22 protein-coding genes are annotated in these 23823 nt (G+C 72.8%); 7 read left to right on the forward strand and 15 right to left on the reverse strand.

The genetic code is table 11. The features are described from left to right. The first annotated feature begins 257 nt into the window (after window positions 1–257). Window positions 258–1196 carry a LysR family transcriptional regulator gene (locus CFP66_RS25345; protein ID WP_233159706.1) on the forward strand — a complete coding sequence of 313 codons (939 nt, stop codon included), beginning with the start codon at window positions 258–260 and terminating at the stop codon, window positions 1194–1196. Window positions 1197–1347: 151 nt separating this feature from the next. Here CFP66_RS25345 and CFP66_RS25350 read toward each other — a convergent pair whose 3' ends face one another. Then, window positions 1348–2544, reverse strand: coding sequence for a lipase family protein (locus CFP66_RS25350; protein ID WP_198961660.1), 1197 nt, complete (start codon window positions 2542–2544; stop codon window positions 1348–1350). A gap of 540 nt (window positions 2545–3084) precedes the next feature. On the opposite strand from CFP66_RS25350, the gene CFP66_RS25355 reads away from it, so the two are divergent. Continuing rightward, window positions 3085–3966 (forward strand): hypothetical protein, encoded by an 882-nt coding sequence (locus CFP66_RS25355; protein WP_094927666.1) that lies wholly within the window; start codon window positions 3085–3087, stop codon window positions 3964–3966. 39 nt (window positions 3967–4005) lie between these two features. Here the strand turns inward: CFP66_RS25355 and CFP66_RS25360 are convergent, their stop codons facing one another. Then, window positions 4006–4638 (reverse strand): phosphotransferase, encoded by a 633-nt coding sequence (locus CFP66_RS25360; protein WP_094927667.1) that lies wholly within the window; start codon window positions 4636–4638, stop codon window positions 4006–4008. Next, a complete protein-coding gene (locus CFP66_RS25365; protein WP_094927764.1) occupies window positions 4638–5177 on the reverse strand; it encodes a helix-turn-helix domain-containing protein in 540 nt (179 codons plus the stop codon). Before CFP66_RS25365 ends, CFP66_RS25360 begins: the two co-directional genes overlap by 1 nt. Before the next feature lie 83 nt (window positions 5178–5260). Here CFP66_RS25365 and CFP66_RS25370 point away from each other — a divergent pair, with 83 nt between their 5' ends. Continuing rightward, window positions 5261–6013: a bifunctional 2-polyprenyl-6-hydroxyphenol methylase/3-demethylubiquinol 3-O-methyltransferase UbiG gene (locus CFP66_RS25370; protein ID WP_198961661.1), complete on the forward strand. Its 753-nt coding sequence runs from the start codon at window positions 5261–5263 to the stop codon at window positions 6011–6013. A gap of 7 nt (window positions 6014–6020) precedes the next feature. Here the strand turns inward: CFP66_RS25370 and CFP66_RS25375 are convergent, their stop codons facing one another. Next, window positions 6021–7184 (reverse strand): NAD-dependent epimerase/dehydratase family protein, encoded by a 1164-nt coding sequence (locus tag CFP66_RS25375; protein WP_094927669.1) that lies wholly within the window; start codon window positions 7182–7184, stop codon window positions 6021–6023. Between the two features lie 194 nt (window positions 7185–7378). Here CFP66_RS25375 and CFP66_RS25380 point away from each other — a divergent pair, with 194 nt between their 5' ends. Further along, window positions 7379–8566 carry a glycosyltransferase family 2 protein gene (locus CFP66_RS25380; RefSeq protein ID WP_094927670.1) on the forward strand — a complete coding sequence of 396 codons (1188 nt, stop codon included), beginning with the start codon at window positions 7379–7381 and terminating at the stop codon, window positions 8564–8566. A gap of 11 nt (window positions 8567–8577) precedes the next feature. Here CFP66_RS25380 and CFP66_RS25385 read toward each other — a convergent pair whose 3' ends face one another. After that, entirely contained in the window at window positions 8578–8811 is a 234-nt protein-coding gene (locus CFP66_RS25385; protein WP_094927671.1) for a hypothetical protein, read from the reverse strand. A 155-nt stretch (window positions 8812–8966) separates the two neighbouring features. Between CFP66_RS25385 and CFP66_RS25390 the strand changes: the two genes are divergently transcribed. After that, window positions 8967–9908 (forward strand): ketopantoate reductase family protein, encoded by a 942-nt coding sequence (locus CFP66_RS25390; RefSeq protein WP_094927672.1) that lies wholly within the window; start codon window positions 8967–8969, stop codon window positions 9906–9908. Here the strand turns inward: CFP66_RS25390 and CFP66_RS25395 are convergent. Genes CFP66_RS25395 through glyA form a run of 9 tightly spaced genes read right to left on the reverse strand, consistent with a single transcriptional unit; the run spans window position 9884 to window position 21743 of the window. Continuing rightward, entirely contained in the window at window positions 9884–10684 is an 801-nt protein-coding gene (locus tag CFP66_RS25395) for an SGNH/GDSL hydrolase family protein (RefSeq protein ID WP_094927673.1), read from the reverse strand. The genes CFP66_RS25390 and CFP66_RS25395 overlap by 25 nt on opposite strands. Window positions 10685–10701: 17 nt before the next feature. Then, window positions 10702–11550, reverse strand: a complete 849-nt coding sequence (purU, locus tag CFP66_RS25400; RefSeq protein ID WP_094927674.1) for a formyltetrahydrofolate deformylase — start codon at window positions 11548–11550, stop codon at window positions 10702–10704. Between the two features lie 16 nt (window positions 11551–11566). Continuing rightward, window positions 11567–12946 carry an L-serine ammonia-lyase gene (locus CFP66_RS25405; protein ID WP_094927675.1) on the reverse strand — a complete coding sequence of 460 codons (1380 nt, stop codon included), beginning with the start codon at window positions 12944–12946 and terminating at the stop codon, window positions 11567–11569. Between the two features lie 51 nt (window positions 12947–12997). Beyond that, window positions 12998–15472 (reverse strand): FAD-dependent oxidoreductase, encoded by a 2475-nt coding sequence (locus tag CFP66_RS25410; protein WP_094927765.1) that lies wholly within the window; start codon window positions 15470–15472, stop codon window positions 12998–13000. Then, complete coding sequence (locus tag CFP66_RS25415) at window positions 15472–16104, reverse strand: sarcosine oxidase subunit gamma (RefSeq protein ID WP_233159707.1); 633 nt, start codon at window positions 16102–16104, stop codon at window positions 15472–15474. Before CFP66_RS25415 ends, CFP66_RS25410 begins: the two co-directional genes overlap by 1 nt. Continuing rightward, window positions 16094–18916 (reverse strand): 2Fe-2S iron-sulfur cluster-binding protein, encoded by a 2823-nt coding sequence (locus tag CFP66_RS25420; RefSeq protein WP_094927676.1) that lies wholly within the window; start codon window positions 18914–18916, stop codon window positions 16094–16096. The genes CFP66_RS25415 and CFP66_RS25420 overlap by 11 nt, the downstream gene beginning before the upstream one ends. Next, the gene (locus CFP66_RS25425) at window positions 18913–19191 is read right to left on the reverse strand and encodes a sarcosine oxidase subunit delta (RefSeq protein ID WP_094927677.1); all 279 of its coding nucleotides are present in this window, start codon (window positions 19189–19191) and stop codon (window positions 18913–18915) included. Before CFP66_RS25425 ends, CFP66_RS25420 begins: the two co-directional genes overlap by 4 nt. Before the next feature lie 21 nt (window positions 19192–19212). Then, window positions 19213–20427: a sarcosine oxidase subunit beta family protein gene (locus tag CFP66_RS25430; protein WP_094927678.1), complete on the reverse strand. Its 1215-nt coding sequence runs from the start codon at window positions 20425–20427 to the stop codon at window positions 19213–19215. Continuing rightward, the gene (gene glyA / locus CFP66_RS25435; protein ID WP_094927767.1) at window positions 20424–21743 is read right to left on the reverse strand and encodes a serine hydroxymethyltransferase; all 1320 of its coding nucleotides are present in this window, start codon (window positions 21741–21743) and stop codon (window positions 20424–20426) included. The genes CFP66_RS25430 and glyA overlap by 4 nt, the downstream gene beginning before the upstream one ends. A gap of 127 nt (window positions 21744–21870) precedes the next feature. Here glyA and CFP66_RS25440 point away from each other — a divergent pair, with 127 nt between their 5' ends. Next, a complete protein-coding gene (locus CFP66_RS25440; protein ID WP_233159708.1) occupies window positions 21871–22560 on the forward strand; it encodes a GntR family transcriptional regulator in 690 nt (229 codons plus the stop codon). Window positions 22561–22577: 17 nt separating this feature from the next. On the opposite strand, the gene CFP66_RS25445 is transcribed toward CFP66_RS25440, so the two are convergent. Next, window positions 22578–23381: an IclR family transcriptional regulator gene (locus tag CFP66_RS25445; RefSeq protein WP_233159709.1), complete on the reverse strand. Its 804-nt coding sequence runs from the start codon at window positions 23379–23381 to the stop codon at window positions 22578–22580. A gap of 120 nt (window positions 23382–23501) precedes the next feature. Here CFP66_RS25445 and CFP66_RS25450 point away from each other — a divergent pair, with 120 nt between their 5' ends. Next, window positions 23502–23822, forward strand: a complete 321-nt coding sequence (locus tag CFP66_RS25450; protein ID WP_094927680.1) for a bifunctional 3-phenylpropionate/cinnamic acid dioxygenase ferredoxin subunit — start codon at window positions 23502–23504, stop codon at window positions 23820–23822. Window position 23823: the final 1 nt, after the last annotated feature.

Consider the following 23823-nt stretch of genomic DNA (forward strand, 5'->3'; position numbering starts at 1 on the left):
TCCTCCTGGGGGCGTCGGGACGGCGTGCGCGCACAGGCCAGCAGCCGAGGGTGTCGCGCGGGTGAACACACTCGGCGCGACCGCCACACAGCGCTCTCGCCACCACTGCTGACATCCCTGGTGACCAGGCACGATCGGAGTTCCGGTGCGGACGATCGGACCTGTGCGTTGAGGACGACCGCCGCCGGCGCAACCACGAGACCCGGCGACCGGCGGTCACGCAGCGTTCGCCTCGCGCATGCCTGGGGGACGACGACGTGGCTTACCGTCTGCTGGTACTCCTGGAGGCGAGCGAGACGGTGGAATTCCGCTACCTGCGTTCCTTCCTCGCGATCGCCGAGGAACTGCACTTCGGGCGGGCGGCGCAGCGGCTGCACCTGGCGCAGCCTTCGCTGAGCCAGCAGTTGCAGCGCCTCGAGCGCGAGGTGGGGGTGGAGCTGGTTCGTCGCAGCTCCCACCAGGTGCGGCTCACCCCGGCGGGCGAGGTCTTCCGCGACGAGGCCGAGAAGCTGGTCGAGCGCATGGACCGGGCAGTCGCCGCGACGCGTGCCGTCGCGACCGGCCGGGCCGGCATGCTCAGCATCGGCTTCAACTTCCCCGCAGGTCAGGAACTGCTGCCCGCCGCGCTGGCTCGCCTCGACGCCGAGCACCCCCGGGTGCAGACGCAGCTGTGGGAGCGGCGGACCGGACCCCAACTGGAGGGCGTGCTCGACGGCGAGCTGGACGTCGCGTTCGTCTACGGCAGCCCCGCGAGCCCCCAGCTGCGTTCCAAGGAGCTGATGCGCGTGCCGATCGTCGCGGTGGTGGGCGAGCAGCATCCATGGGCCGGCCGGGAGGCCCTGCCGGTACGGATGCTGGAGGGCCAGCCGTGCCTGCTGTTCCGTCGTGAGCAGAGCCCCGCGATGCACGATGCGATCACCGGCGCGGCCGAGCGGGCCGGCATCAAGCTCACGATCGCGGGCGAGGTCGACGACCCGGTGGCGACGGGGGTGCTCGTGTCGGCGCGGCAGGTGATCGGCTTCAGCTCGGCGTCCCGCGCCGCCCGCGCGACCGCGCAGGGGCTGGTCGCGGTGCCCCTCACCGCGCCGGCCCCGATGCTTGCCGTGCACGTCGTCTGGCGGGCCGAGGACCGCAGCCCACTCGTCGACGCTCTGCTCACCGCGCTGGAACCGGCGGGTCGACAGCTCCGTCCCTGATCACTCGCTCGGACGGCTACCAGACCGCTACCACCGCGCGTTCGCCAGGCGTTCCTGATCGTCCAGCAGCTATCCCGCCCTGGAGTCCCCGCATTCCTGCTGAACGATCAGCACGCCGCGGAGAACGTGCTCGCGCACCTGCCGCGACCGGTCAGCGGCTGAACTCCAGGGCGACCTGCGGGACCGCCGCGCGCACACTGCCGTTGTGATCGACCGCGCCGACGTCGGTCAGCTGCTGCTCGGCGCCCTGGGCGGCCAACTGCCGCCGGCAGTGCTCGGCGTGAGCGAAGCCGACGTCCCGGTCGCCCGCGGCGTGGAACACGTGCACGGGTACCTCGGGCCGCCAGTCGCACGTGGTGTCCAGCGGCCGCAACCTTTCCTGCAGCACACCTGTCGGATTGCGCACCTGGCCGAGGAACTGCTCGGTGAACACGTCCGCGGCCGCCGGCGGCAGCGCCGACGCGATCTCCTGCGTCTTGTGGTCGCCGTCGAACAGGACATCCACCTGCGCGGCGTACGGCTCGCGGAACGCCTGGCCCGGCGAGTCGTACAGGCCGTACATGCGGTCCCACGTGGTCGTGAAGTAGGCGAGGTAGAGCGAAGCATTCGCGATCTTGTCCGCCGCGGCGTCGGCCTCGAACGTGCTCAGGTGGAACGGCCCCGCGATCGGCGCGAGCCCGCCCAGCGAGAACGCCGGATCGGCGCCCTCCTGCAGGGCACGGCCGAACATCATGGCGGCGGGGCCGCCTTGGGAGAAACCGCTGACCCGTACGCGCTCGTCGAACGTCCGTCCCTGGTCGCTCGCCACCTCCTCGGCGGCCCGCAACGCGTCCAGCGCGGCGGAGACGGTGGCTTCGGGGTGCCCGTACGGGTGGGCGCCCGGCCCTTCTCCGAGCCCGAGGTAGTCCGGTGCGGACACGGCCTGCCCGGTGGTGGCGAACAGCAGCGCCACCGCCCGGTCGGTGGACTGCTCCTTCATCGAGGCGACGTCACCCCGGTAGACGGTGGTGCCGTGGAGCCAGGTCACCACGCCGAGATCACTCCGCTCGTTCCGGGGAAAGGCGACCAGCTGGCCGGCCGTGGTCGGTTCGCCGTGTGTGCCGATGGTCCGGTAGACCACGCGCTGCGCACTCACGCCGAACCGGACCTGCGCCGCGTCGATCCCGGCCGCCTGCAGGCGGGTCCTCACCTCGTCCGCCGCGAGATCGGCCACGGGCACCGACGACACCACACTGCCGCGGCCCGGATCGGCCACCGTTTCGGGCTGGCCCGTGCCGCAGGCCGCGGTGAGACCCACGGCAGCGATGGCTCCGATCCGCGCGAACTTCTTGAGGTGCTCGAGTTTCACCTGATCATCTTTGAGTCGCCGGGCACCGGGATCGATCAGGCGAACCCCCGGGAGCCCACTGCGGACAACCCCACCCGGCACGGGTGAGGGCGCCCACGGGGAGGTCCTCCCCGCGCGGCGGCGCGAACCTCGACGGTCGGTTCGCAGGGGCCGACGAAGGCCGAGCTGCCGCGCCGGTCCGTGCCGCCGTTCGGGTCGGATCCGGTGGGACGAGGTGTCGGCCGGGCGGGACGGGGGTAGGAAGGCGTCGGGAGCGCAGGCAGGCCAAGGCCGGACCGGAGGAGAAGGTCCGTCCTCCCGGCAGCGCTCCCGGCGCGGGTACCGGAGCACCCACGCGGAGCACGCCGCGAGGAGGCTCGACGCCGTGGGTCTGCGCCGTCGGACGGTCGTCGTCCGCCGTCGCCGAGACCGACACGCACGGCGCACCGTGCACGCCTGGTAACCCGGCAGCCGCGTCCACAGGCGCCGCCCGAGCGATCGGGCGGCGTCTCCTGCGCGTCGCCTGCCCGTCCCGGCGGGGAGGTGACGTAACGTGATCACATGATCGCTGTCCGGCGTCGGCTGCTGCTCGCCGGTCTTGCCGCGAGCGCCGTGGCCGGTGGCGGCCCGCCGGGCCCACCGTGGCGCTCCGATCCGGACGCGACCCTGCGGCGCCTGGCCGGCTCCCTCGATCCCGACCAGGACTACCGGGCCCCCACCGCCGACGAGCGGGCCGCCGTGCCCGCCGCGATCGACCGGCTGGTCTCGGGGAACGCCGGCCCGGACGCGGTCGCGATGTTCGACCGCCTCGCGATGGACCTGTCGGCCGGTACGGACCCGGCGACCGGACGGCCGTTCCTGCTGGCGGCGAGCCGTCCCGGGGCCGAGGAGAGCTGGGGTGCCGTGGTCGTCGACCGCGGGGCCGAGCCGTCGGTGGTTGTGGAGGTGCCGCACCCGGTCGCCGACCGCGACACCGAGCACGTCGGGCTCGCCCTGTTCCGGGCCGTGCCCGGCGCCGTCCTGCTCGTCGGGGGCGCGCACCGACGTGCGGCGGGCGAGCACGCGGACGTCGCCCACCACGAGGACTCGTTCTTCCACGCCGTCGCCGGCCACCTCGGCGCGCGCGGGATGCCCGAGCTGCAGCTGCACGGTTTCGGCAGCGCCTCGCTGCCCGCCGTCGACGCGGTCGTCTCCGCGGGTGCCGGCACCGCCGGGCTGCTGACGATGCTGGTCGCCGACGAGCTCGACGCCGCCGGGCCTGCCGTCTGCCGAGCCTGGAGGCAGGACTGCGGTGCGCTGGAAGGTCGGACCAACGCGCAGGGACGGGCCGCGGCAGTAGACGGCCGCCCCTTCGTGCACGTCGAGCTCAGCCGGGCCGTGCGCGGGCAGGCGCGCCGCGGCGTGATCGTGGAGGCGCTGGCACGCGCGGTGGTGCCGGTCTGAGCAGCGGCTGGCCGCCACGGCGATGATCGGCGGGTGGCCTCACCGCTCCCAGGCGGATGTCGCGTCCAGCCGCTCCCTCCACAACGCCTCGGCCGCTCCGTCCGGGTCCCACTCGTGCGTGAAGTCGATGAGCTCCACGCATCGGCGGATCATGGCTGCCCGTCGCTCCTGCCAGGGGAACGACGTGCCATATGCGGCGTACAGGGCCGGGATCGCCGACGTCCGACGAGGGTGGTGCGTGCGCACGATCCACTCGCACCACGCGAGGTCGACCACGGGATCGGCGCGGTCGAGGGAGGAGAACTCCCAGTCCAGGACGGCGGTGACCCGCAGGGTGTCCGGGGTGAGCAGCGTGTTCTGCGGGCCGAAGTCGCCGTGGGTGCAGCCGGCGGCATGGATCTTTCGCAGTACCTCGCCGCAGGCGGTGAGCACCCGATCCCCGTGTCCGGCGTCGATGAGCTCCTGTCCCTGGGTGCCTGCGACGAAGCCCAGCGTGAGCGTTCCGGCGCTCCGATCCAGGACCTCGGGGACCGGGACGCGGCCCGAGAAGGTCGTGAGTGCCGCGTACTCGCGCTCCGCACGGAGGACGGCCCGTGGTCCCTCGTACCTCTTGACCACTGTCGCGCCGTCGCCGACGGTGGCGTTCGTATAGCCGTGCCTCAGGCTCCGCATCAGGGAGTCCCGCCGCGCGGTTCCTGCGCCTCGGTCTCTCGTCCCCGCGCGGCCAGCAACGGGGCCAGCACGTGGGTGCCCGGCCCCGGTCGGCCGCCCGGTCCGGGGCGCGGCTCGGTGTTGGCGACCGACAGCGGTTCGTGGCAGTGGGCGCAGACCGTCAGCGGGGTGGTGTCGCGACCGCAGTCGTGGTGGTGCACCAGCGCGGGTGGCCCCGTCTCGTCGGCGTACCAGCGGTCGCCCCAGCTCATGAGGGCCAGCAGCACCGGGTAGAGCTCCGCACCCTTGTCGGTGGCGCGGTAGTGCTCGCGCGGGGGGTGGTCCTGGTAGCGCTCGCGGGCGAGCACGCCTTCGGCGACGAGGCGGGCGAGCCGGGCGGCGAGCACCTTGCGGGAGATGCCGAGGTCCTCGGCGATGTCGTCGAAGCGGGTCACCCCCAGCAGGACGTCGCGCATGATCAGCGCGGTCCACGCGTCGGCGAAGAGGTCGGTCGCGCGGGCGATCGAGCAGGCGACGCCGGCGAGCGGGGTCCTGGTCACGAGCAGCCACACTAGTCGGTTCCCTCGGCGAACTCGATGCGCTAGGTTCCCTGTGGGAACTCGATCTGGAGGTGGCCCTGCCGATGCGCATCGCACTCGACTCGCCCGACGCCGTCGACGGCCGTCACCTCCGTGCCGTGACGTTCCAGCCCGTACGCATGCAGTACGTGCACCGGACGTTGGAACGCACCGGCCTCGACCCCGTGGGTGCCCCCGCCCTGGTCGTCGGCAGCATCCGCGGCGACCTTGCCCGGGGGCTCGCCGCACTGGGCATGGACGTCTGTGCGGTCGACCCGGCGCCTGCCGCCACGCGGCTCGCGCAGGAGGCGGACGACGGCGCTGCGGTCCGCTACCGGACGGCTGCCGCGGAGGACCTCGGCGCCCTCCCGGACGCCGCCTTCGCCTTCGCCTACTACGCCGACACCTTCGAGATCACCCCGGACCTGCCGGCGGTGATCGAGCACGCGGCACGGGTCCTGCGGCCGGGTGGGGTGCTCGTCTACGACACGGTGGCGCGCACGGTGGTCTCGCGGCTGGTCTACCTCGGCGCGTTCCAGGCGATCCCGGCCACGCGGATCGTTCCGCCGGGTCGCTACCGGGCCGAGCGCCTGCGCCCACCCGCAGAGGTCGCCCACGCACTCGCGGGCGCAGGACTGCGCAGCGAGGACGTGTGCGGATTCCGGCCGCGCAGCATCGGCGCGCTGGTCCGGGCCGTGCTCGACCGCAAGAGCGGCCGGCTGCACGACGAGGACCTGCCCGCGGCGGTCGAGTTCCTGCTCGACCCGGGGCACGCGCCGGTCGTCACCTACTTCGGGACGGCCCGCAAGCCGACCTGAGGCCGGCTCAGGTCGCCAGGTCGTTCGACGGGCTGCGCCAGCGGACCGTGGGGGACAGGGCGGTGTGGTTGACGCGCTCGCGGTGCTGCTCCACCACCGGGAACAGCGACGTGATGAGCGTGTCGGAGAGCCGGTGCGGCTGCAGCCCGAGCGACGGCAGCCCCGTGAACACCACGTTGTAGTAGTGCTGGTCGGCCTCGACGCGGGGGTTCTCGAGGTTCTCCACCTCGACGATGCCGGGGAAGGTGTCGGACACGGCCTTGGCCATCTCGTGCACCGACATGGACTCGGTGAGCTGGTTGAACACGCGGAACTCGCCGGGCTCGGCGGGGTTGGCCGCGGCGAGGCGGATGCACTCGACGGTGTCGCGGATGTCGATGATCCCGCGGGTCTGGCCGCCGGAGCCGTAGACGGTGAGGGGCTCGCCCAGCACCGCCTGGATGACGAAGCGGTTGAGCACCGTGCCGAAGACCGCGTCGTAGTCGAAGCGGGTGGCCAGGCGGGGGTCGCGCTCGGTCTGGGGCGTCTGCTGCCCGTAGACCACGCCCTGGTTCAGGTCGGTGGCGCGCAGGCCCCAGATGCGGCAGGCGAACTCGATGTTGTGGCTGTCGTGCACCTTGCTCAGGTGGTAGAAGGAGTTCGGCCGCTTCGGGAACATCACCCGGTCGCGCCGGCCCTTGTGCTCGATCTCGAGCCAGCCCTCTTCGATGTCGATGTTGGGCGTGCCGTACTCGCCCATCGTGCCGAGCTTGACCAGGTGGATCGAGGGGTCGATCTCGGCGATCGCGTAGAGCAGATTGAGGTTGCCGATCACGTTGTTGTGCTGGGTGTGCACGGCGTGGGCCCGGTCGATCATCGAGTAGGGCGCGGAGCGCTGCTCGGCGAAGTGCACGATCGTGTCCGGCCGGAAGCGGCGCACGACGTCGAACAGGAACTCCGCGTCGACGAGGTCCCCGACGAAGGTCTCGATGCGGCGGCCCGTCAGGTCGTGCCACACGTCGGTGCGGACCTCGAGCGGCTCGATCGGGACGAGGCTCTCCACGCCCATCTCGTCGTCGTAGCGACGACGCAGGAAGTTGTCGACGATGCCGACCTCGTCGCCGGTGTCGGACAGGTGCAGCGCGGTGGGCCACCCGAGGTAGCCGTCACCACCGAGAACGAGAACCCGCACGATTCCCCCGTCTGTCGATCGATCGGAACGACCGGGCGCGTTGCCTGCGCCGGGGAGCGGATCCCGACCGAGAACTACTCGGACAAACCGTACGGTAACCGGATCGTGTGGCGGACCGGTCGTCGGGAGGTGCGCCGCGAGCGGATCGCCGGGGGTGGGCGGGAGCGGATCGGCCGTAAGGCAGGATTGCGGTGATGACCAGGAACGGACCGGCCACCCGCGCCGGCGTCGGTACGAGGGCGATCAGCGCGTTGCTCACCGCGGCGGTCGCAGGTTCGGTCTACCGCAGCGCCTGCGCGGTCGATCGGCGCCGCCGCGTCGTGCCGCTGCGCGACGCGCGCTCCCGTTCCGCGGCCCCCGCGACCGTCACCGTCGTCGTCCCGGCCCGCAACGAGGCCGCCGTGCTCGACGACTGCCTGCACGCCATCCGGAGTCAGACCTACAGCCGGGACGGCGGGCTGCGTCTCGTCGTGGTCGACGACGACTCGAGCGACGCGACCGGCGAGATCGCCCATCGCCACGCCCGGGAGGACGCCTGCGTCTCGGTCGTCCGGACCGCCGGTCCGCCGCCGGGCTGGACGGGCAAGGTGCACGCGATGCACGCCGGGATCGAGGCGGCCGGCGCACCCCAGCCCGGTGAGTGGCTCCTGTTCGTCGATGCCGACACGGTGCTGGGGCCCGAGGCGCTCGAACGCCTGCTGGCCACCGCGCTCGCGGTCGACGCCGATCTCGTCTCGACGCCCGGCGGGCCGCCCCGGGGCCACTCGCTCAGCTGGCCGCTGCTGGTGCCGCCGGCGATGCAGATGATCGGGGAGAACGCGGACCCCGACGGCGCGGGCGGCAAGGCGTTCGCGATCGGGCACTGCATCCTCGTGCGCCGCGAGCAGTACACCAAGATGGGGGGCTGGGAGGCCCTGGCCTCCCGGCGCAACGAGGACATCGCCCTCGCCACCGCCGTGCGCGACTGCGGCGGCACCACCCGCACCGTCGACGGCCTGGATCACGTCACGACCACCGGCATGGATCCGTTCGGCCAGGGATGGGGCTCGTTCCGCAAGAGCTTCATGGCGGCGACCCGCGGCTCGATCCCGGTGCTGCTCGGCGGTGGGCTCGGCCAGATCGCGTTGGCACTGGCGGCGCCCGCCGCTGTCGTCGCCGGTGCGCGGTCACGGCGCCGCTGGCTGACCGCCGTGGGAGCGGCCGGGTGGGTCGCGCAGAGCGTGGCGCACCAGCAGAACGCCGACCTCATGCGCTCCGCGCCCTGGCTGGCACCGCTCGCCCCGCTCACCGGTGCGCTGTTCGGCGGAGTCCTGGTCGACGGCGCGATCCGGTCGCTGCGCGGCACCGGCTCGTGGAAGGGCCGCCCCGACACGCGAGCGTGACCGCTCCGGTGTCAGCCGCCGGTGTCGTCACGCAGCTGCAGCACGGTACGCAACACGTACTCGACCGCCGAGTCGAACGCGCGGCCCCGCAGCTCCCCGCGCGCCGCGAGGTTGCGGGCCGCGAACTCGACGACCTGATCGGGCCCGACCCGGCGGACGACGACCTCCGCGATCTCCTCGAGCTCGAGCCCGGGGTTGTCCAGGCGGGCCAGCGCGAACGCGACGACCAGCTCGTCGACCGTCACGAGATCGCTCCTGTTCGCGGTGGGTGTCCACCCATCATCCTCCGAACCTGGCGACGCGCGATCGGCGCCACCCGCACGGGGCCGGGTGGCACGGCGCAGACTGCGGGGAACGGGCTGCGAGCGGCGGCGGCCGCCGGGAGAAGGAGGAGCACCACATGTCGAAGGTCGCCATCGTCGGGTGCGGCGCGATGGGGTCGGTCTACGCGGGGTTGATGCAACGCGCCGGGCACGAGGTGCACGGCGTGTGCCTGTGGCCCGACCACGTCGAGGCCGTGAACGCCGGTGGCCTGCGCGTGCACGGTGCGAGCGGGGACCACACCGTCGGGCTCACGTCGATGTCCCTGACGACCGACGGGATCGGCGTGTGCGACCTGGTCGTCATCGCCACGAAGGCGTTCGACGTCGTGGCGGCCGCGGAATCGGCACGATCGCTGATCGGGCCCGCCACGGTGGTCCAGAGCATCCAGAACGGGCTCGGCTCGCCGGAACGGGTGGCCGCGGTCCTCGGCGGGGAGCGCCTCGCCATCGGGGTGGTCGGCGGCTTCGGCGCGTCGGTGCCCGCGCCCGGCGTGGCCCACCACAACGGCATGGAGATGATCCGCTTCGGCGCCTTCGCGAGCCTGCCCCGGGAGGCGCTGGAGGCGTCGGCGCAGATCTGGACGTCGTCGGGCTTCGCGGTGCGGTTGTTCGAGGACACCGACCGGATGGTGTGGGAGAAGTTCATCATGAACGTCGCCTTCTCCGGCACCACCTGCGTCACCGGGCTGACGATCGGTCAGGTGCTGGCCTCCCCGAGCGCCTGGGCGGTGGCGCAGGCCTGTGCGCGCGAGGCGCTGGCCGTGGCGGACGCGGCGGGCATCACGCTCGACGTCGGCGACCCGATCGCGCACGTCCGCGCCCTGGGCGGCAAGATCCCCGACGCCCGCCCGTCGATGTTGCTCGACTTCCTGCTCCAGCGCCGGGGTGAGGTCGACGCCATCGTCGGGCAGGTGGGGGTGCTGGGGCAGCGGTACGGCGTCGCCACCCCCGTGACACGGACGGTGGCCGACCTGATCCGGGCCCGGGAATCGACCTACCTCCCGGGGGACGAGGGCTGATCGCGGGCCTGCACCGGCGTCGGGTCGACCGTCGGCACGGCGATCCAGTCGAGGTGCTTGGCGGTGCGGGTGTCCCCGGAGGAGCGGCCCCGCACCCGTCGGATCAGCCATGGCAGGACGTGCTCGCGGTAGTACCGCGCCTCGGCCAGCAGTCGGCGAGCCACCGGCGAATCGGCGCTCGCGCCCTGGGCCGCGGGCCCCTCGCCCAGTGCGGCGAGGACGAGCGCGGCGACGCGCTGGTGGCCGGCCGCGTTCAGGTGCAGCCGGTCGGGCGACCAGTGGTGCGCGCGCCGGATCTCCGTGTCGTGGAAGACGTCCACCAGCTCCACGCCGTGCCGCGCCGCCAGCCCGGCGACACCGGTCGTGAGCTCCTCGCCGCGCCGGCGGACCGTGCGCCCGAAGGGGAGCCGGTCGGAGGGGTCGGCGCCGCTGAGCAGCACGAGCCGCACTCCCGCCGCCCGACAGCGCAGGACCGCCCGTTCGGTGAGACCGAGGAGGTGGGCCACGTCGATGCCCGGGCGGAGCATGTCGTTGCCGCCGCCGTTGAGGGTGATCAGGTCCGGGGCCGGGGTGAGGGACAGCGCCGCGTCGAGCTGCTCGGTGACGATCGGCTCCAGCAGGCGCCCCCGCACCGCCAGGTTCGCGTAGTGCACCTCGCCGCCCCGCGCGGCGGCCAGGCCGGCGGCGACCCGGTCCGCCCATCCCCGCACCGCCCCGCCGGGGAGCTCGTCACCCACGCCCTCGGTGAAGCTGTCCCCGATCGCCGCGTACCGCACCGCACCACACTATGTGCTCAGCGGAAGACCACGGTGCTGCGGTCATTGAGCAGGACGCGTCGTTCGCAGTGCCAACGCACGGCGCGGGACAGGGCCAGGGCTTCCGCGTCGCGCCCGACCGTGGAGAGGCTGCGGGGGTCGAAGGTGTGGTCGATCCGGATCACCTCCTGCTCGATGATCGGGCCCTCGTCGAGCTCCGGTGTGACGTAGTGCGCTGTGGCGCCGACGAGCTTCACGCCGCGGTCGTAGGCCTGGTGGTAGGGCTTCGCCCCGGTGAACCCGGGCAGGAACGAGTGGTGGATGTTGATCGCGCGCCCGTGCAGCCTGCGGCACAGACCGTCGGAGAGCACCTGCATGTAGCGGGCCAGCACCACGAGGTCGGCGCGGTGCTCGTCCACGAGCTCGAGCAGGCGCTGCTCGGCCTGCGGCTTGGTGTCCGGGGTGACCGGCACGTGGACGTAGGGCAGCCCGGCCGCCTCGGCCATCGGGCGCAGGTCCTCGTGGTTGGAGACCACCGCGACGAGGTCGGCCCCGAGGCTGCCGGCACGCCACCGGAAGATCAGGTCGTTGAGGCAGTGGCCCATCCGCGACACCATCACCAGCGCGCGGACGGGCTGGTCGTCAGTGAGGGAGAAGCTCATCCCGAACTCGTCGGCCACCTGCGCGAAGGCCGCGGACAGCGCGTCGGCCCGCACCTCCCCGGCGGAGACGAACGCGGTGCGCAGGAACAGCGTGCCGCGGACCGGGTCGTCGAACTGCTGGTGCTCGACGATGTCGCAGCCGTGACCGAAGAGGAACGCGCTGACCGCGTGCACGATGCCGGGGCGCTGCGGGCAGCTCAGGGTGAGGGTGGAGGTGCGGGTCACAGCGGGTCTCCTCGGGTCAGCACTCGACGACGTTCAGGGCGAGCCCGCCGCGGGCGGTCTCCTTGTACTTGTCCTTCATGTCGGCCCCGGTCTCGCGCATGGTCTTGATCGCCTTGTCGAGCGTGACGTGGTGGTGGCCGTCGCCGCGCAGGGCCATCCGGGCCGCGGTGATCGCCTTGATCGCCCCCACGGCGTTGCGCTCGATGCACGGGATCTGCACGAGCCCGCCCACCGGGTCGCAGGTGAGCCCGAGGTTGTGCTCGATTCCGATCTCCGCGGCGTTCTCCACCTGCTCCGGGGTGGCGCCGAGCACCTCGGCGAGCCCGGCCGCGGCCATCGAGCACGCCGAACCCACCTCGCCCTGGCACCCGACCTCGGCCCCGGAGATCGAGGCGTTCTCCTTGAACAGCAGCCCGACGGCCGCGGCCGTGAGCAGGAATCGCACCACGCCGTCCTCGGAGTAGGAGCCGGCGAAGCGGCGGTAGTAGTGCAGGACGGCGGGGATGATGCCCGCGGCCCCGTTGGTCGGAGCGGTGACCACGCGCCCGCCCGCCGCGTTCTCCTCGTTGACGGCGAGCGCGCAGAGGGTGACCCAGTCGAGCGCGTGCAGGGCCCGGTCCTCGTCCTCCCCGCCCCCGGCCTCGAGCCGCTCCCGGAGTGCGGCGGCGCGCCGTCGGACCTTCAGCCCGCCCGGGAGCACACCCGTGGTGTGCGTGCCGCGCTCCACGCACTCCTGCATCACCGACCAGATGTGCAGCAGCCCGGCCCGCACCTCTTCCTCAGGACGGCGCACGAGCTCGTTGGCGAGCATGACCTCGCTGATGCTCATGCCGGTCTCGCGGGTGTGCTGCAGCAGCTCCCCGCCCGTGCGGAACGGGTGGGGAACCGGGGTCGGGTCCGCGACGAGCACGGGACGTCCCGTGTCGTCCTCGTCGAGGACGAACCCGCCGCCCACCGAGAAGTACTCGCGGGCGAGCAGCTCGGCGCCGCCGGCGTCGAGCGCCCGGAAACGCATGCCGTTGGTGTGGAACGGCAGCCGCTTGCGGCGGTGCAGCACGATGTGGTCGTCGACCGAGAAGGCGATCGCGTGCTTGCCGCCGAGCAGGAGCTCGCCGCGCGTGCGGACGGTGGCCACGCGTGGCTCCGCGGCCGCCGGGTCGACGACGTCGGGTTGCTCGCCCTCCAACCCCAGCACCACCGCCTTCACACTGCCGTGGCCGTGGCCGGTGGCCCCGAGCGAGCCGAACAGCTCCGCGCGCACCCCGCCCGTGCGGGGGAGCAGGCCCTCGCGGTCCAGCAGGGTCACGAAGGAGTGCGCGGCCCGCATCGGTCCGACCGTGTGGGAGCTGGAAGGCCCGATCCCGACCGTGAAGAGATCGAACACGCTGATCGTCATGAGATGTGTGCGGCGTCGACACGCTGTGTGCGGTGGGCCTGGTGCCGCATCTCAGCGCCGGATCCTCGTCATGTCCGGGTCCACCAGTGGTTCCACCGCCACCGTGGCGGGGATGCGGCGGCCGAAGTACTCGATCTCGACCGCGGTTCCCGGGACCGCCTCGGCCGGCAGCCAGGCGTAGGCGATGGGTGCACCGATGGTGTGTCCGAAGGCCGCGCTGGTGACGTAGCCCGCGGGGCGCCCGTGCAGGAAGACGGGCTCGTGGCCCAGCACCACGCTGCGCCGGTCGTCGATGGTGAGGCAGGACAGCCGGCGGGTGACCGTGTCGGCGCTGCGTCCGGCGAGGGCGTCGCGGCCGACGAACTCGCCCTTGGCCGGCCGGACCGCGAACCCGACCCCCGCCTCGTACGGGTCGTGCTCGGTGGTCATGTCGTGCCCCCAGGAGCGGTAGCCCTTCTCCAGCCGGAGGCTGTTGAACGCCGCCCGCCCGGCCGCGATCACGCCGAGCTCCTGGCCTGCCTCCCACAGCACGTCCCACAGCCGCAGCCCGTACTCCGCGCTGGTGTAGATCTCCCAGCCGAGCTCGCCGACGTAGGACAGCCGCATCGCGGTGACCGGTACCCCGCCGACGCGCGCCGGCATCGCCCGGAAGTACTTCAGGGCCTCGTGCGAGAAGTCCTCCCGCGACAGCGGCTGCACCAGGTCGCGGGCCAGGGGGCCCCACACCCCGATGCAGCAGGTGCCACCGGTGATGTCCCGGACCTGCACGTCCGACCCGCCGTTGGAGGACGCAGCGTGGCGGCGGAAGTGGTCCAGGTCGAGGTTGCCGTTGGCGCCCACCTGGAACCGGTCGGCACCGAGGCGGGCCACGGTGAGGTCGCTGCGCACGCCTCCCGCCTCGTCGAGCGCCAGGGTGTAGGTGACCGAGCCGACCGACTTGTCCATCTTCCCGGTGGTGAGCCGGTCGAGCAGCGCCAGCGCGCCGGGGCCGCTGACCTCGAGGCGCTTGAGCGGGGTCATGTCGTAGAGCGCCACGCCCTCGCGGGTGCGCCATGCCTCGGCGGCGGCGACGGGGGAGTGGAACTCGGCTGCCCACGGCTCGCGCTCGGGAGGCCGCCACGCCTCGGGAAGCTGCGCCACCAGCGGCGCGTTGGCCTCGTACCAGTGCGGGCGCTCCCAGCCCGCGGCCTCCAGGAACACCGCACCCAGCTCGCGCTGGCGGGCGTGGAACGGGCTCACCCGCACGTCGCGCGGAGATCGGCGCGGTTCGAGGGGGTGCAGCACGTCGTAGATCTCCACGAAGTTCTGCTGCGAGGTCTCGCTGACGTAGTCCTCGCCGAGCTGGACCTCCTCGAAGCGGTGCACGTCGCACCCGTGCAGCTCGAGCTCGCTGCGCCCGTCCACCAGCAGCTGCGCCACCGCCCGGGCCACGCCGGCGGAGTGGGTGACCCAGACGGCCTCGGCGATCCAGAATCCGGCCACGTCCGGCGACTCGCCGATCAGCGGGCCGCCGTCCGGGGTGAACGAGAAGATCCCGTTGAAGCCCTCCTCGATCTTCGCCGATGCGAGGGCGGGCAGCAGCGCGACGCTCTGCTCCCAGGACGGCGCGAAGTCCTCCTCGGTGAAGGGCAGCATCGAGGGCATCGCCGACGCGGTGACCTCCCCTTCCTCATCGAGCTCGGACAGCCGCACCGGCATCGGCCGGTGGGCGTAGCTGCCGATCCCGAGCCGGTCGACGTGCTCGCGGAAGTACAGGTCCTGGTCCTGGTGGCGCAGGATCGGCAGGCCGGCCTCCGCGCGCTCGTCGTTCCGACCGGCGAGCTCGGTGAGCTGCCCGGTCTTCACGTACTGGTGGGCCAGCGGGAGCAGCGGCACGGGCATGCCCACCATGGCGCCCACGGCCTGCCCCCAGAACCCGGCGCAGCACACGACGATGTCGGCCGGCAGGACACCGTCGCCGGTGCGCACCCCGGTGACGCGACCGCCTGCCTGCGCGATGCCGGTGACCCGGGTGGAGCCCTGGAACACCGCGCCGCGGGCCTGGGCGCGGCGCACCAGGGCGGCGACCACCCGCGGGGCCTTCGCCAGGCCGTCGGAGGGGATGTGGAACCCGCCGAGCACGCGGTCGCGGTCGAGCAGGGGGTGCAGGCGCGCGCACTCGTCGGCGTCGACGACGCGGCTCTCGATGCCCCACGATGTGGCCCAGCCGTGGCGACGCTGCAGATCGGCCAGCCGCTCCGGCGTGGTGGCGACCTCCAGGCCGCCCACCTGGTTGAAGCACCACTGACCGTCGAGGTCGAGGGCGGAGAACTTCTCGACCGAATAGCGGGCGAGGAGCGTCATCGTCCTCGACGCGTTCGTCTGGAACACCAGACCGGGCGCGTGCGAGCTGGAGCCGCCGGTGAGCGGCAGCGGGCCCTGGTCGACGACGGTGACGCGGTCCCACCCCCGGGCGGTGAGCTCGTCGGCGAGGTTGGCGCCGACGATCCCGGCTCCGATGATCACGACCTGCGGCGAACTGGGCATCAGGCTCCCCTCCCGGGGTCGGTGCTGCATGCGGATTCGGGGCCGTACTCCACCGCTGCATCGAGCAGCCAGGTGGCCAGGTAGCAGGCGAACGACGAGCGGACCAGGAGCTGGTAGTGGAACCCGCTGTCGTCGAGGGCGAGCAGGACGACACCGGCCTGGCCGAGGGTGGTCTGGGCCGCGGAGCCCGCGGGGAACACGCGGGGGTGCAGATCCAGGGAGCAGCCCGTGGCGAGCACATCGCGGACGTGCTCGCCGCGGAGCGAGAGCGTGGTGCGCTGTGCGGACACGTCGATCACGGCGCCGTGGTGCCCGACCGCCGCGCGCAGGCCGGCGTCCAGCTGCTCGGGCGTGGTGAACGGGCTGGTGACGAGCCACTCGTCGGGCCCCAGCCAGATCACGGTGGTGGTGTCGCCCTGCACCCACGTGCCCGGTGTGCTGGGCAGCGCGACGCCCAGGTGCGCGGCGACGGCCCCAGCGGCCGGCCCCTCCGCTGCGAGGCGCAGATCGGCCATCGCGACGAACGGCTCCGGGACGACCTGGACGCTGTCGGGCAGGGCCGCGAACCGCTCCGACCAGCCCTGCAGGGGACTGGTCCGAGGCAGGGTCGCCCCCGAGGTATCAGCCGTCACGGCGCGCTCCTTCCGGGTCGACGAGGACGGATCCGGTGACCTCCACGGGCACCAGGGCGCCGGCGAGCGGAACGTGCAAGGTGTCGCCGATGCGGCTGCGGCCGGCCTTGACCAGCGCGAGGGCGAACGGGCGACCCAGCTCCGCACTCCGGTAGCTGGACGTGACGTGGCCGAGCATGGGGACGGGCGGCTCGGGCAGGGTGTCGCACTCGACGATCTGCGCGCCCTCGGGCAACACCGTGCGCCGGTCCACCGGGAGCAGCCCGACCAGCTGCTTGCGCAGGGGGTTCTGGTTCTCCGGGCGCAGATGCGAGCGCTTGCCCACGAAGTCGGGCTTCTTCTTCGACACCGCCCATGACATCCCGAGGTCCTGCGGGGTGACGGTGCCGTCGGTGTCCTGCCCGATGATCGGGTAGCCCTTCTCGGCGCGCAGCACGTGCATCGTCTCGGTGCCGTAGGGCGTGATCCCGTAGGGCTCGCCGGCGGCGAGGAGCCGCTCCCACACGGCCTGGGCGTGCCAGGAGCTGACGTTGACCTCGTAGGCCAGCTCGCCGGAGAAGCTCACCCGCGCGATCCGGACCGGTACACCGTCGAGGTGGGTGTCGCGCCAGGCCATGAACCCGAACGCGTCGGCGGACACGTCGACGTCGGGGAAGACCGCGCCGACCACGTCCCGCGAGCGGGGCCCGACCACGGGGAAGGTGGACCACTGCTCGGTGACCGAGGTGAGGTGCACCCGCAGGTCCGGCCACTCGGTCTGGACCCACTCCTCCATCCAGTCCAGGACCTTCGCGGCGCCGCCGGTGGTGGTGTAGACGAGGAACCGGTCCTGCGCCGCGCGCAGCACCGTGCCGTCGTCGAGGACCATGCCGTCGGCTCCGCACATGACGCCGTAGCGGATCATCCCGACCTTCAGGCTGCTGATCATGTTCGTGTAGAGGCGGTCGAGCAGCACCGCCGCGTCCGGTCCCTGGACGTCGATCTTGCCGAGCGTGGAGCCGTCGAGGATGCCGACGCCGCTGCGGGCCGCGGCGCACTCCCGCAGGACGGCGGTCTCCATGTCCTCGCCGGGGCGTGGGTAGTAGCGGGGCCGCTTCCACTGACCGACGTCCTCGAAGACCGCGCCGTGGGCCACGTGCCAGTGGTGGAGGGCGGAGGTGCGCTCGGGGTCGAACAACGCGCCGCGCTGCCGCCCGGCCAGCGCCGCGAAGGCCACCGGTGTGTAGGGCGGGCGGAAGGTGGTGGTGCCCAGTTCCTGGACCGGGCGGCCCAGCAGCTCCGCGACGATCCCGGACGTGATCACGCCGGAGGTCTTGCCCTGGTCGTGCGCGGTGCCGATCGTCGTGTAGCGCTTCACGTGCTCCACCGACCGCATACCGGCGCCGACGGCACGGGCGATGTCGGCCACCGTGGCGTCGCGCGCCACGTCGACGAACTGCGTGGTGGTGTCGCCCTCGGGCACCCGCCACAGCACCAGTGGCGGCGTGCTTTCGTAACCTCGCTCCGCCGTGGGGACCCGGGTGCTCGCCCCCGCGTCGATCCCCAGGCCGGCGAGCGCGGCCCGGGCCGTCCGGTCGCCGTCGTTCAGGCAGGCGTCGAGGTCGAACCGGCCGTTCGCGGAACCGGCGACCGTGGTGTCCGGAAGGGCCTCTCCCGGTACGAACGCGCCCAGGCCGGCGTCGTAGCGCAGCTTCCCGCGGGCCTGGCTGAACAGGTGCACTGCCGGGTTCCAGCCGCCGCTGACCAGCAGCAGGTCGCACGCCACCGGCTCGCCGCCGACGAGCGCGTGGGTGATCCGGTTGCCGCCGCGGGTACCGGTGACGACCTGGCCGGCGCGCACCGGGATGCCGCGGCGCTCGCACTCCGCGCGCCACTGCACCGGGACGTCGCGACGGGCGTCGACGACCGCGTGCACGCGCACCCCGGCGTCGGCGAGCTCGACCGCCGCGGCGTAAGCGGCGTCGTCGGTGGTGAACACGACCGCGTCGCGCCCGGCCAGCACTCCGTAACGGTGCAGGAAGGTGCGTGCGGCACCGGCCAGCATGATCCCCGGACGGTCGTTGTCGGAGAAGACCACCGGCCGCTCGTGGGCGCCGGTGGCGATCACCACGTGCCGGGCGCGGATCCGCCAGATCCGCTGCCGCGAGAGGTTGCGCGGAGCTGTGGGGCCGAGGTGGTCGGTGCGCCGCTGCAGCGCGAGCACGAACCGGTCGTCGTAGTGCCCGAACGCCGTGGTGCGCTGCAGGTGCAGGACGTCGGGCAGCTCCGCCAGCTCGGCGACGGCGCCGGCCACCCACTCGCCCGCAGGCGCGCCGTCGAGGGTGTCGCCTGCGCCGAGCAGGCTCCCGCCCGCCTCGCACTGCTCGTCGAGGAGCACCACGCGGGCGCCGGCGCGGGCCGCGGTGAGCGCCGCGACCAGCCCGGCCGGCCCGGCTCCGACGACGAGCACGTCGGCATGGGCGTGCTTCGCGTCGTAGCGGGCGGTGTCGGGCACCTCGGCGAGCCGCCCCCGCCCCGCGATGCCGCGGGCCGACAGCCCGTCGGTGAGCTCGATCGTGGTGGCGAGCAGCATGGGCTCGGGGAAGGGCTCCTCGACCTGCACCAGCCCGCTCGGATCCTCCGCCCACGCCGCCGCGATGCCGCGCGGACGGCCACGCGCGATGCTCGTGGTGAGGTGGTGGCGGCCGTGCGCGAGCAGCGCCGAGGCCAGCGTGTCGCCGGGGTGACCGGTGAGCCGTTCCCCGTTGAAGGTGAAGGTGCAGGTGGTGCCGCGGTCGATCCGGCCGTGGGCGGGGACGCGGAAGGCGCTCATGACGTCACCGGCCGGGACTCGCCGGGGCGGTGGACGCCGTGGAAGCGGTAGGAGACGGTGTCGCGCACGGCGTTGAACCAGCGCCGGCAGCCGGCGGTGTGGCTCCACCGCTCGGCGAACACGCCCTTCGGGTTGTCGCGGAAGAAGACGTAGTGCGCCCACTCCTCGTCGGAGAGCGCTTGCGGGTCCTCGGGGTAGGCGACGTGCGCCTGCCCGCCGTAGTGGAACTCGACTTCCTCGCGCGGCCCGCACCAGGGGCATTCGATGAGTTGCACGGTGACTCCTGACGGTCCCGACTAGTGGGCCACGGCGGCGGCGCCGTGCTCGTCGACCAGCGCGCCGGTGACGAAGCGCTCCAGCGTGAACGGGGCGGTGAACGGGTGTGGCTCGTCGTGGGCGATCGTGTGGGCCATGCACCAGCCCACGCCGGGCGTGGCCTTGAACCCGCCGGTGCCCCAGCCGCAGTTGAGGTAGAGGTTCGTGTACGGGGTGCGCCCGACGATCGGGGACGCGTCGGGTGTGACGTCGACGATCCCGCCCCAGGTGCGCAGCAGGTGCGCCCGGGCGAACACGGGGAACAGCTCCACCGCGGCCGCCATCTGGCGCTCGATGATGTGGAACGCGCCGCGCTGCCCGTAGCCGTTGTAGGAGTCGATGCCGGCGCCCATGACGAGCTCGCCCTTGTGCGCCTGGGACACGTAGACGTGCACGGCGTTGGACATGACGACCGTGGGGTGCACCGGTTCGAGCAGTTCGGAGACCAGCGCCTGCAGCGGGTGGCTCTGCAGCGGTACCCGGAAGCCGAGCATGTCGGTGAGGACCGACGTGTGGCCCGCCGCGCAGAGCGCGACCCGGCCGGCGGCGATGTCGCCGCGCGTCGTCCGCACCCCGGTGACCCGGTCGCCGTCGGTGGTGAAGCCGGTGACCTCGCAGTCCTGGATCAGGTCGATCCCGGCCTCGTCGGCCCGGCGCGCGAAGCCCCAGGCCACGTAGTCGTGCTTGGCGATGCCGGCCCGCGGCTGGTAGGTGGCCCCCAGCACCGGGTAGCGGATCTCCTGGGAGGTGTTGACGATGGGGCAGACCTTGCCGACCTCGTCCGGGGTGAGCCACTCGGCGTCGACCCCGTTGAGCGCGTTGGCCTCGACGCGCCGCACGCTGTCGCGCACGTCCTGCAGGCTGTGGGCGAGGTTCAGCACGCCGCGCTGGCTGAACAGGATCGGGTAGCCGAGATCCTCCTCGAGGCCCTCCCAGAGCTTGAGCGAGTGCTCGTAGATGCCCGCGCTCTCGTCCCACAGGTAGTTGGAGCGGATGATCGTGGTGTTGCGGGCCATGTTGCCGCCGGCCAGCCAGCCCTTCTCCAGCACCGCCACGTTGGTGATGCCGTGGTTGCGGGCGAGGTAGTGCGCGGTGGCCAGGCCGTGCCCGCCGGCGCCGACGATCACCACGTCGTAGGAGCGCTTCGGCTCGGCGTTGCGCCACAGGAAATCGGGGTGCTCGGGCACCGGGTTCATCGGGCGGCCTCCTCGAGCGCGGGGTAGAGGGGGAAGCGCGCGGCCAGCGCGGTGACCCGCTCGCGCAGCGCGGCGATGCCGGTGTCGTCGGTGGCCGGGCGCAGCGCAGCGGCGACGATGTCGGCGACCTCGGCGAACTCGTCGGCGCCGAATCCCCGGGTCGCGAGGGCGGGTGTGCCGATCCGGACGCCCGAACTGATCATCGGCGGCCGGGGGTCGAACGGCACGGCGTTGCGGTTCACGGTGATGCCGGCCGCGTGCAGGCGGTCCTCGGCCTGCTTGCCGTCGAGCTCGGACGCGCGCAGATCGACGAGTACCAGGTGGACGTCGGTGCCGCCGCTCACGACGTCGATCCCCGCCGCACGCGAATCGGGGGCGAGCAGCCGGTCGGCGAGCAGCCGGGCGCCGAGCAGCGTGCGTTCCTGGCGGTCGTGGAACTCCGCGCCCGCAGCAAGCCTGAACGTCACCGCCTTCGCGGCGATGACGTGCTCGAGCGGGCCGCCCTGCTGCCCGGGGAACACCGCGGAGTTGAGCTTCTTGCGCAGCGCCGGGTCGTCCTCGGCGGAGAGGATCACGCCGCCGCGGGGACCGCCGAGGGTCTTGTGCGTGGTGCTCGTGACGACGTGGGCGTGCGGCACCGGCGAGGGGTGCAGCCCGGCAGCGACGAGCCCGGCGAAGTGGGCCATGTCGACCATCAGGGAGGCGCCCACCTCGTCGGCGATCCGGCGGAACTGCGCGAAGTCGAGGTGGCGGGGGTAGGCCGACCAGCCGGCGACGATCACCTTCGGGCGGCGCTCCCGCGCGAGCCGCGCCACCTCGGCCATGTCGACGCGGTGGTCGTCCTCGCGCACGTGGTAGGCGGCGACGTCGTAGAGCAGCCCGGAGAAGTTGAGCCGCATCCCGTGGGTGAGGTGCCCGCCGTGGGCGAGGTCGAGCCCGAGGATCGTGTCGCCCGGCTGCAGGAGCGCGGCCATCGCCGCGGCGTTGGCCTGCGCGCCCGAGTGCGGCTGGACGTTCGCGAAGGTGGCGCCGAACAGGCTCTTCAGCCGATCGATGGCGAGCCGTTCGACCACGTCGACGTGCTCGCACCCGCCGTAGTAGCGCCGACCGGGGTAGCCCTCGGCGTACTTGTTGGTGAGCACCGAGCCCTGCGCCTGCAGCACCGCCAGCGGGGCGACGTTCTCGCTGGCGATCATCTCGAGCGTGGACTCCTGCCGGGCCAGCTCGGCGCGGACCGCCGCGTGGATCTCGGGATCGGTGTCGGCGAGGCCGGCGTTCAGGCTCTCGGTGGGACGGGCGCCGTGGGTGTCGAGCATCTGGGGTCCGATCTGCAGTACCAAGCGGCGACTACTGATATATCAACCGGCGGTGTACGGTAAGGCTGCCCGAGGGACGGCGTCAAGGCGTCCCGGCGATGCCTGTGGAAAACCTCGAGGGAGGACGATGAGCGCCGCGCCTGCCCTGTCCGCGTCCACGCCGGAGCCGTCGATGCAGGGCCCACCCCCGTCGCTCGCGGACCGGGCGTACGTGGGGATCCGGGACCGCCTGGTCATGCTCGACATCCGGCCGGGCGAGCCGTTGAACGACGACACGCTCGCCCAGGAGCTCGGCACGGGGCGCACGCCGGTGCGCGAGGCGCTGAAGCGACTGGAGGGCGACCGGCTCGTCGTCGCTTACCCCCGGCGGGGCACCTTCGCCACCGCGGTCGACATCACCGACCTCGCCCACATCTCCGAGATCCGCGTGGAGCTGGAGCCGCTCGCGGCGTCCCGGGCCGCCCGCCACGCGTCGGACGCCTGCCGGGCGCAGCTCGCCGGTCTCGCCCGCGACACGGTGGGTCTGCAGTCGCGCGTCGGTGATCGGCGCGAGCTGCTGCGTCGCGATGTCCGGGTGCACCGGGAGGTCTACCGCGCCGCGGGCAACCCGCACCTGGAGGACATCCTCGTCCGGCAGGACAACCTCGCCACCCGGATCTGGTGCCTGTTCCTGGACCGCATCCCCGCGGTCGCAGGCCACGTGGAGGAGCACGTCGGCCTGCTCGAGGCCATCGTGGAGGGTGAGGCGGAGCAGGCGGCGCGGCTGGCGCTCGAGCACGTGGTCGGGTTCGAGCGTGCGGTGCGCGCGGTGCTCTGAGCTGCTGCTCCGAGCCGCTACTCCTGGGCGCCGTAGTAGCCGATCCGGCTGCTGATCTCCGAGGCGCCGACGAGCAGCTGCGTCGCCACGTCGGAGAACGATTCGACCGGCAGGCGGTAGGAGGGCGCGGAGACGCCCACGGCCGCCACCACGTCACCGGGGGCGTTGCGGATCGGGACGGCGATGGCGTTCAGGCCGAGCTCGAACTCCTCGATGGTGCAGGCCCATCCGTGCTCGCGGACCTTGTCCAGCTCGGCCTCCAGCACGGCGAGGTCGGTGATCGTGTTCTCGGTGTACGCGGTGGGTTGGTCGCCGAGGGCCTTGTGTACCAGGTCGGCATCCCCCCAGGCCAGTAGCACTTTCCCGCTCGCCGTGGCGTACATCGGCGTGGGCCTGCCGATCCAGTTGCGCCCGGTGATCGCCGAGCTGCCGTACTCCTGAAGGATGTTCGTGGCCTCGCCTGCATCGGCGATGGCCAGGTTCACCGTCTCGCCCAGCTCCGCGGCGAGGCGCTGGCAGACCGGCCGGCTCTCGATCGGCAGTTCGAGCTGCGCGGTGGTGGCACCCGCGAGCCGGACGATGCCCCGCCCGAGGTGGTACTTACCGCGCTCCTCGACCTGCTCCACCAGGTCGCCGATCTCCAGGGCCTCGATGAGGCGGAACGCCGTGGACTTGTGCACGCCGAGCTCGTTGGCGACGTCCGTGACGCCCACGCCGTCGCGCCCCCGTTCGGCCAACAGGTACAGGATCGCGATGGCGCGGTCCACCGATTGGACCTTGGACGGCGCGACCTCCCTCGTGTATCGCGGCGAATCGGTCACGGCCGAACTCTACGGGGCGGCACGGATTTCGCACCGCCGAGGCCTTGACGGCGCCACCAGATGAACCGCATTCTGTTGCTGATAGCGAGTCCCGTTGCGCCATCTGAAACAGGAGGGGCCATGATCCTCGTCGGTTCCATCGATGACATCCCGCTCGGCGAAGCCGTGCGCGTCGAGGGCGAGGTGCCGATCGCCGTGTTCAACGTCGACGGCGAGCTGTTCGCGATCGATGACACGTGCACCCACCAGGACGCCTCGCTGGCCGATGGCTGGGTCGAGGGCTGCGCGGTGGAGTGCCCGCTGCACGCCGCGTGCTTCGACCTGCGGACGGGAATGCCGTCCGGCCCCCCTGCGAAGGCGCCGGTGCGTACCTACGAGGTGCTCGTGGTCGACGGGATGGTCCACGTGCGCGCCCCCGCGCCCGTCGGGGTCGGCGTCTGAT

Source organism: Pseudonocardia sp. MH-G8 (assembly GCF_002262885.1).
In the GTDB taxonomy this organism is placed as follows: Bacteria; Actinomycetota; Actinomycetes; order Mycobacteriales; family Pseudonocardiaceae; genus Pseudonocardia.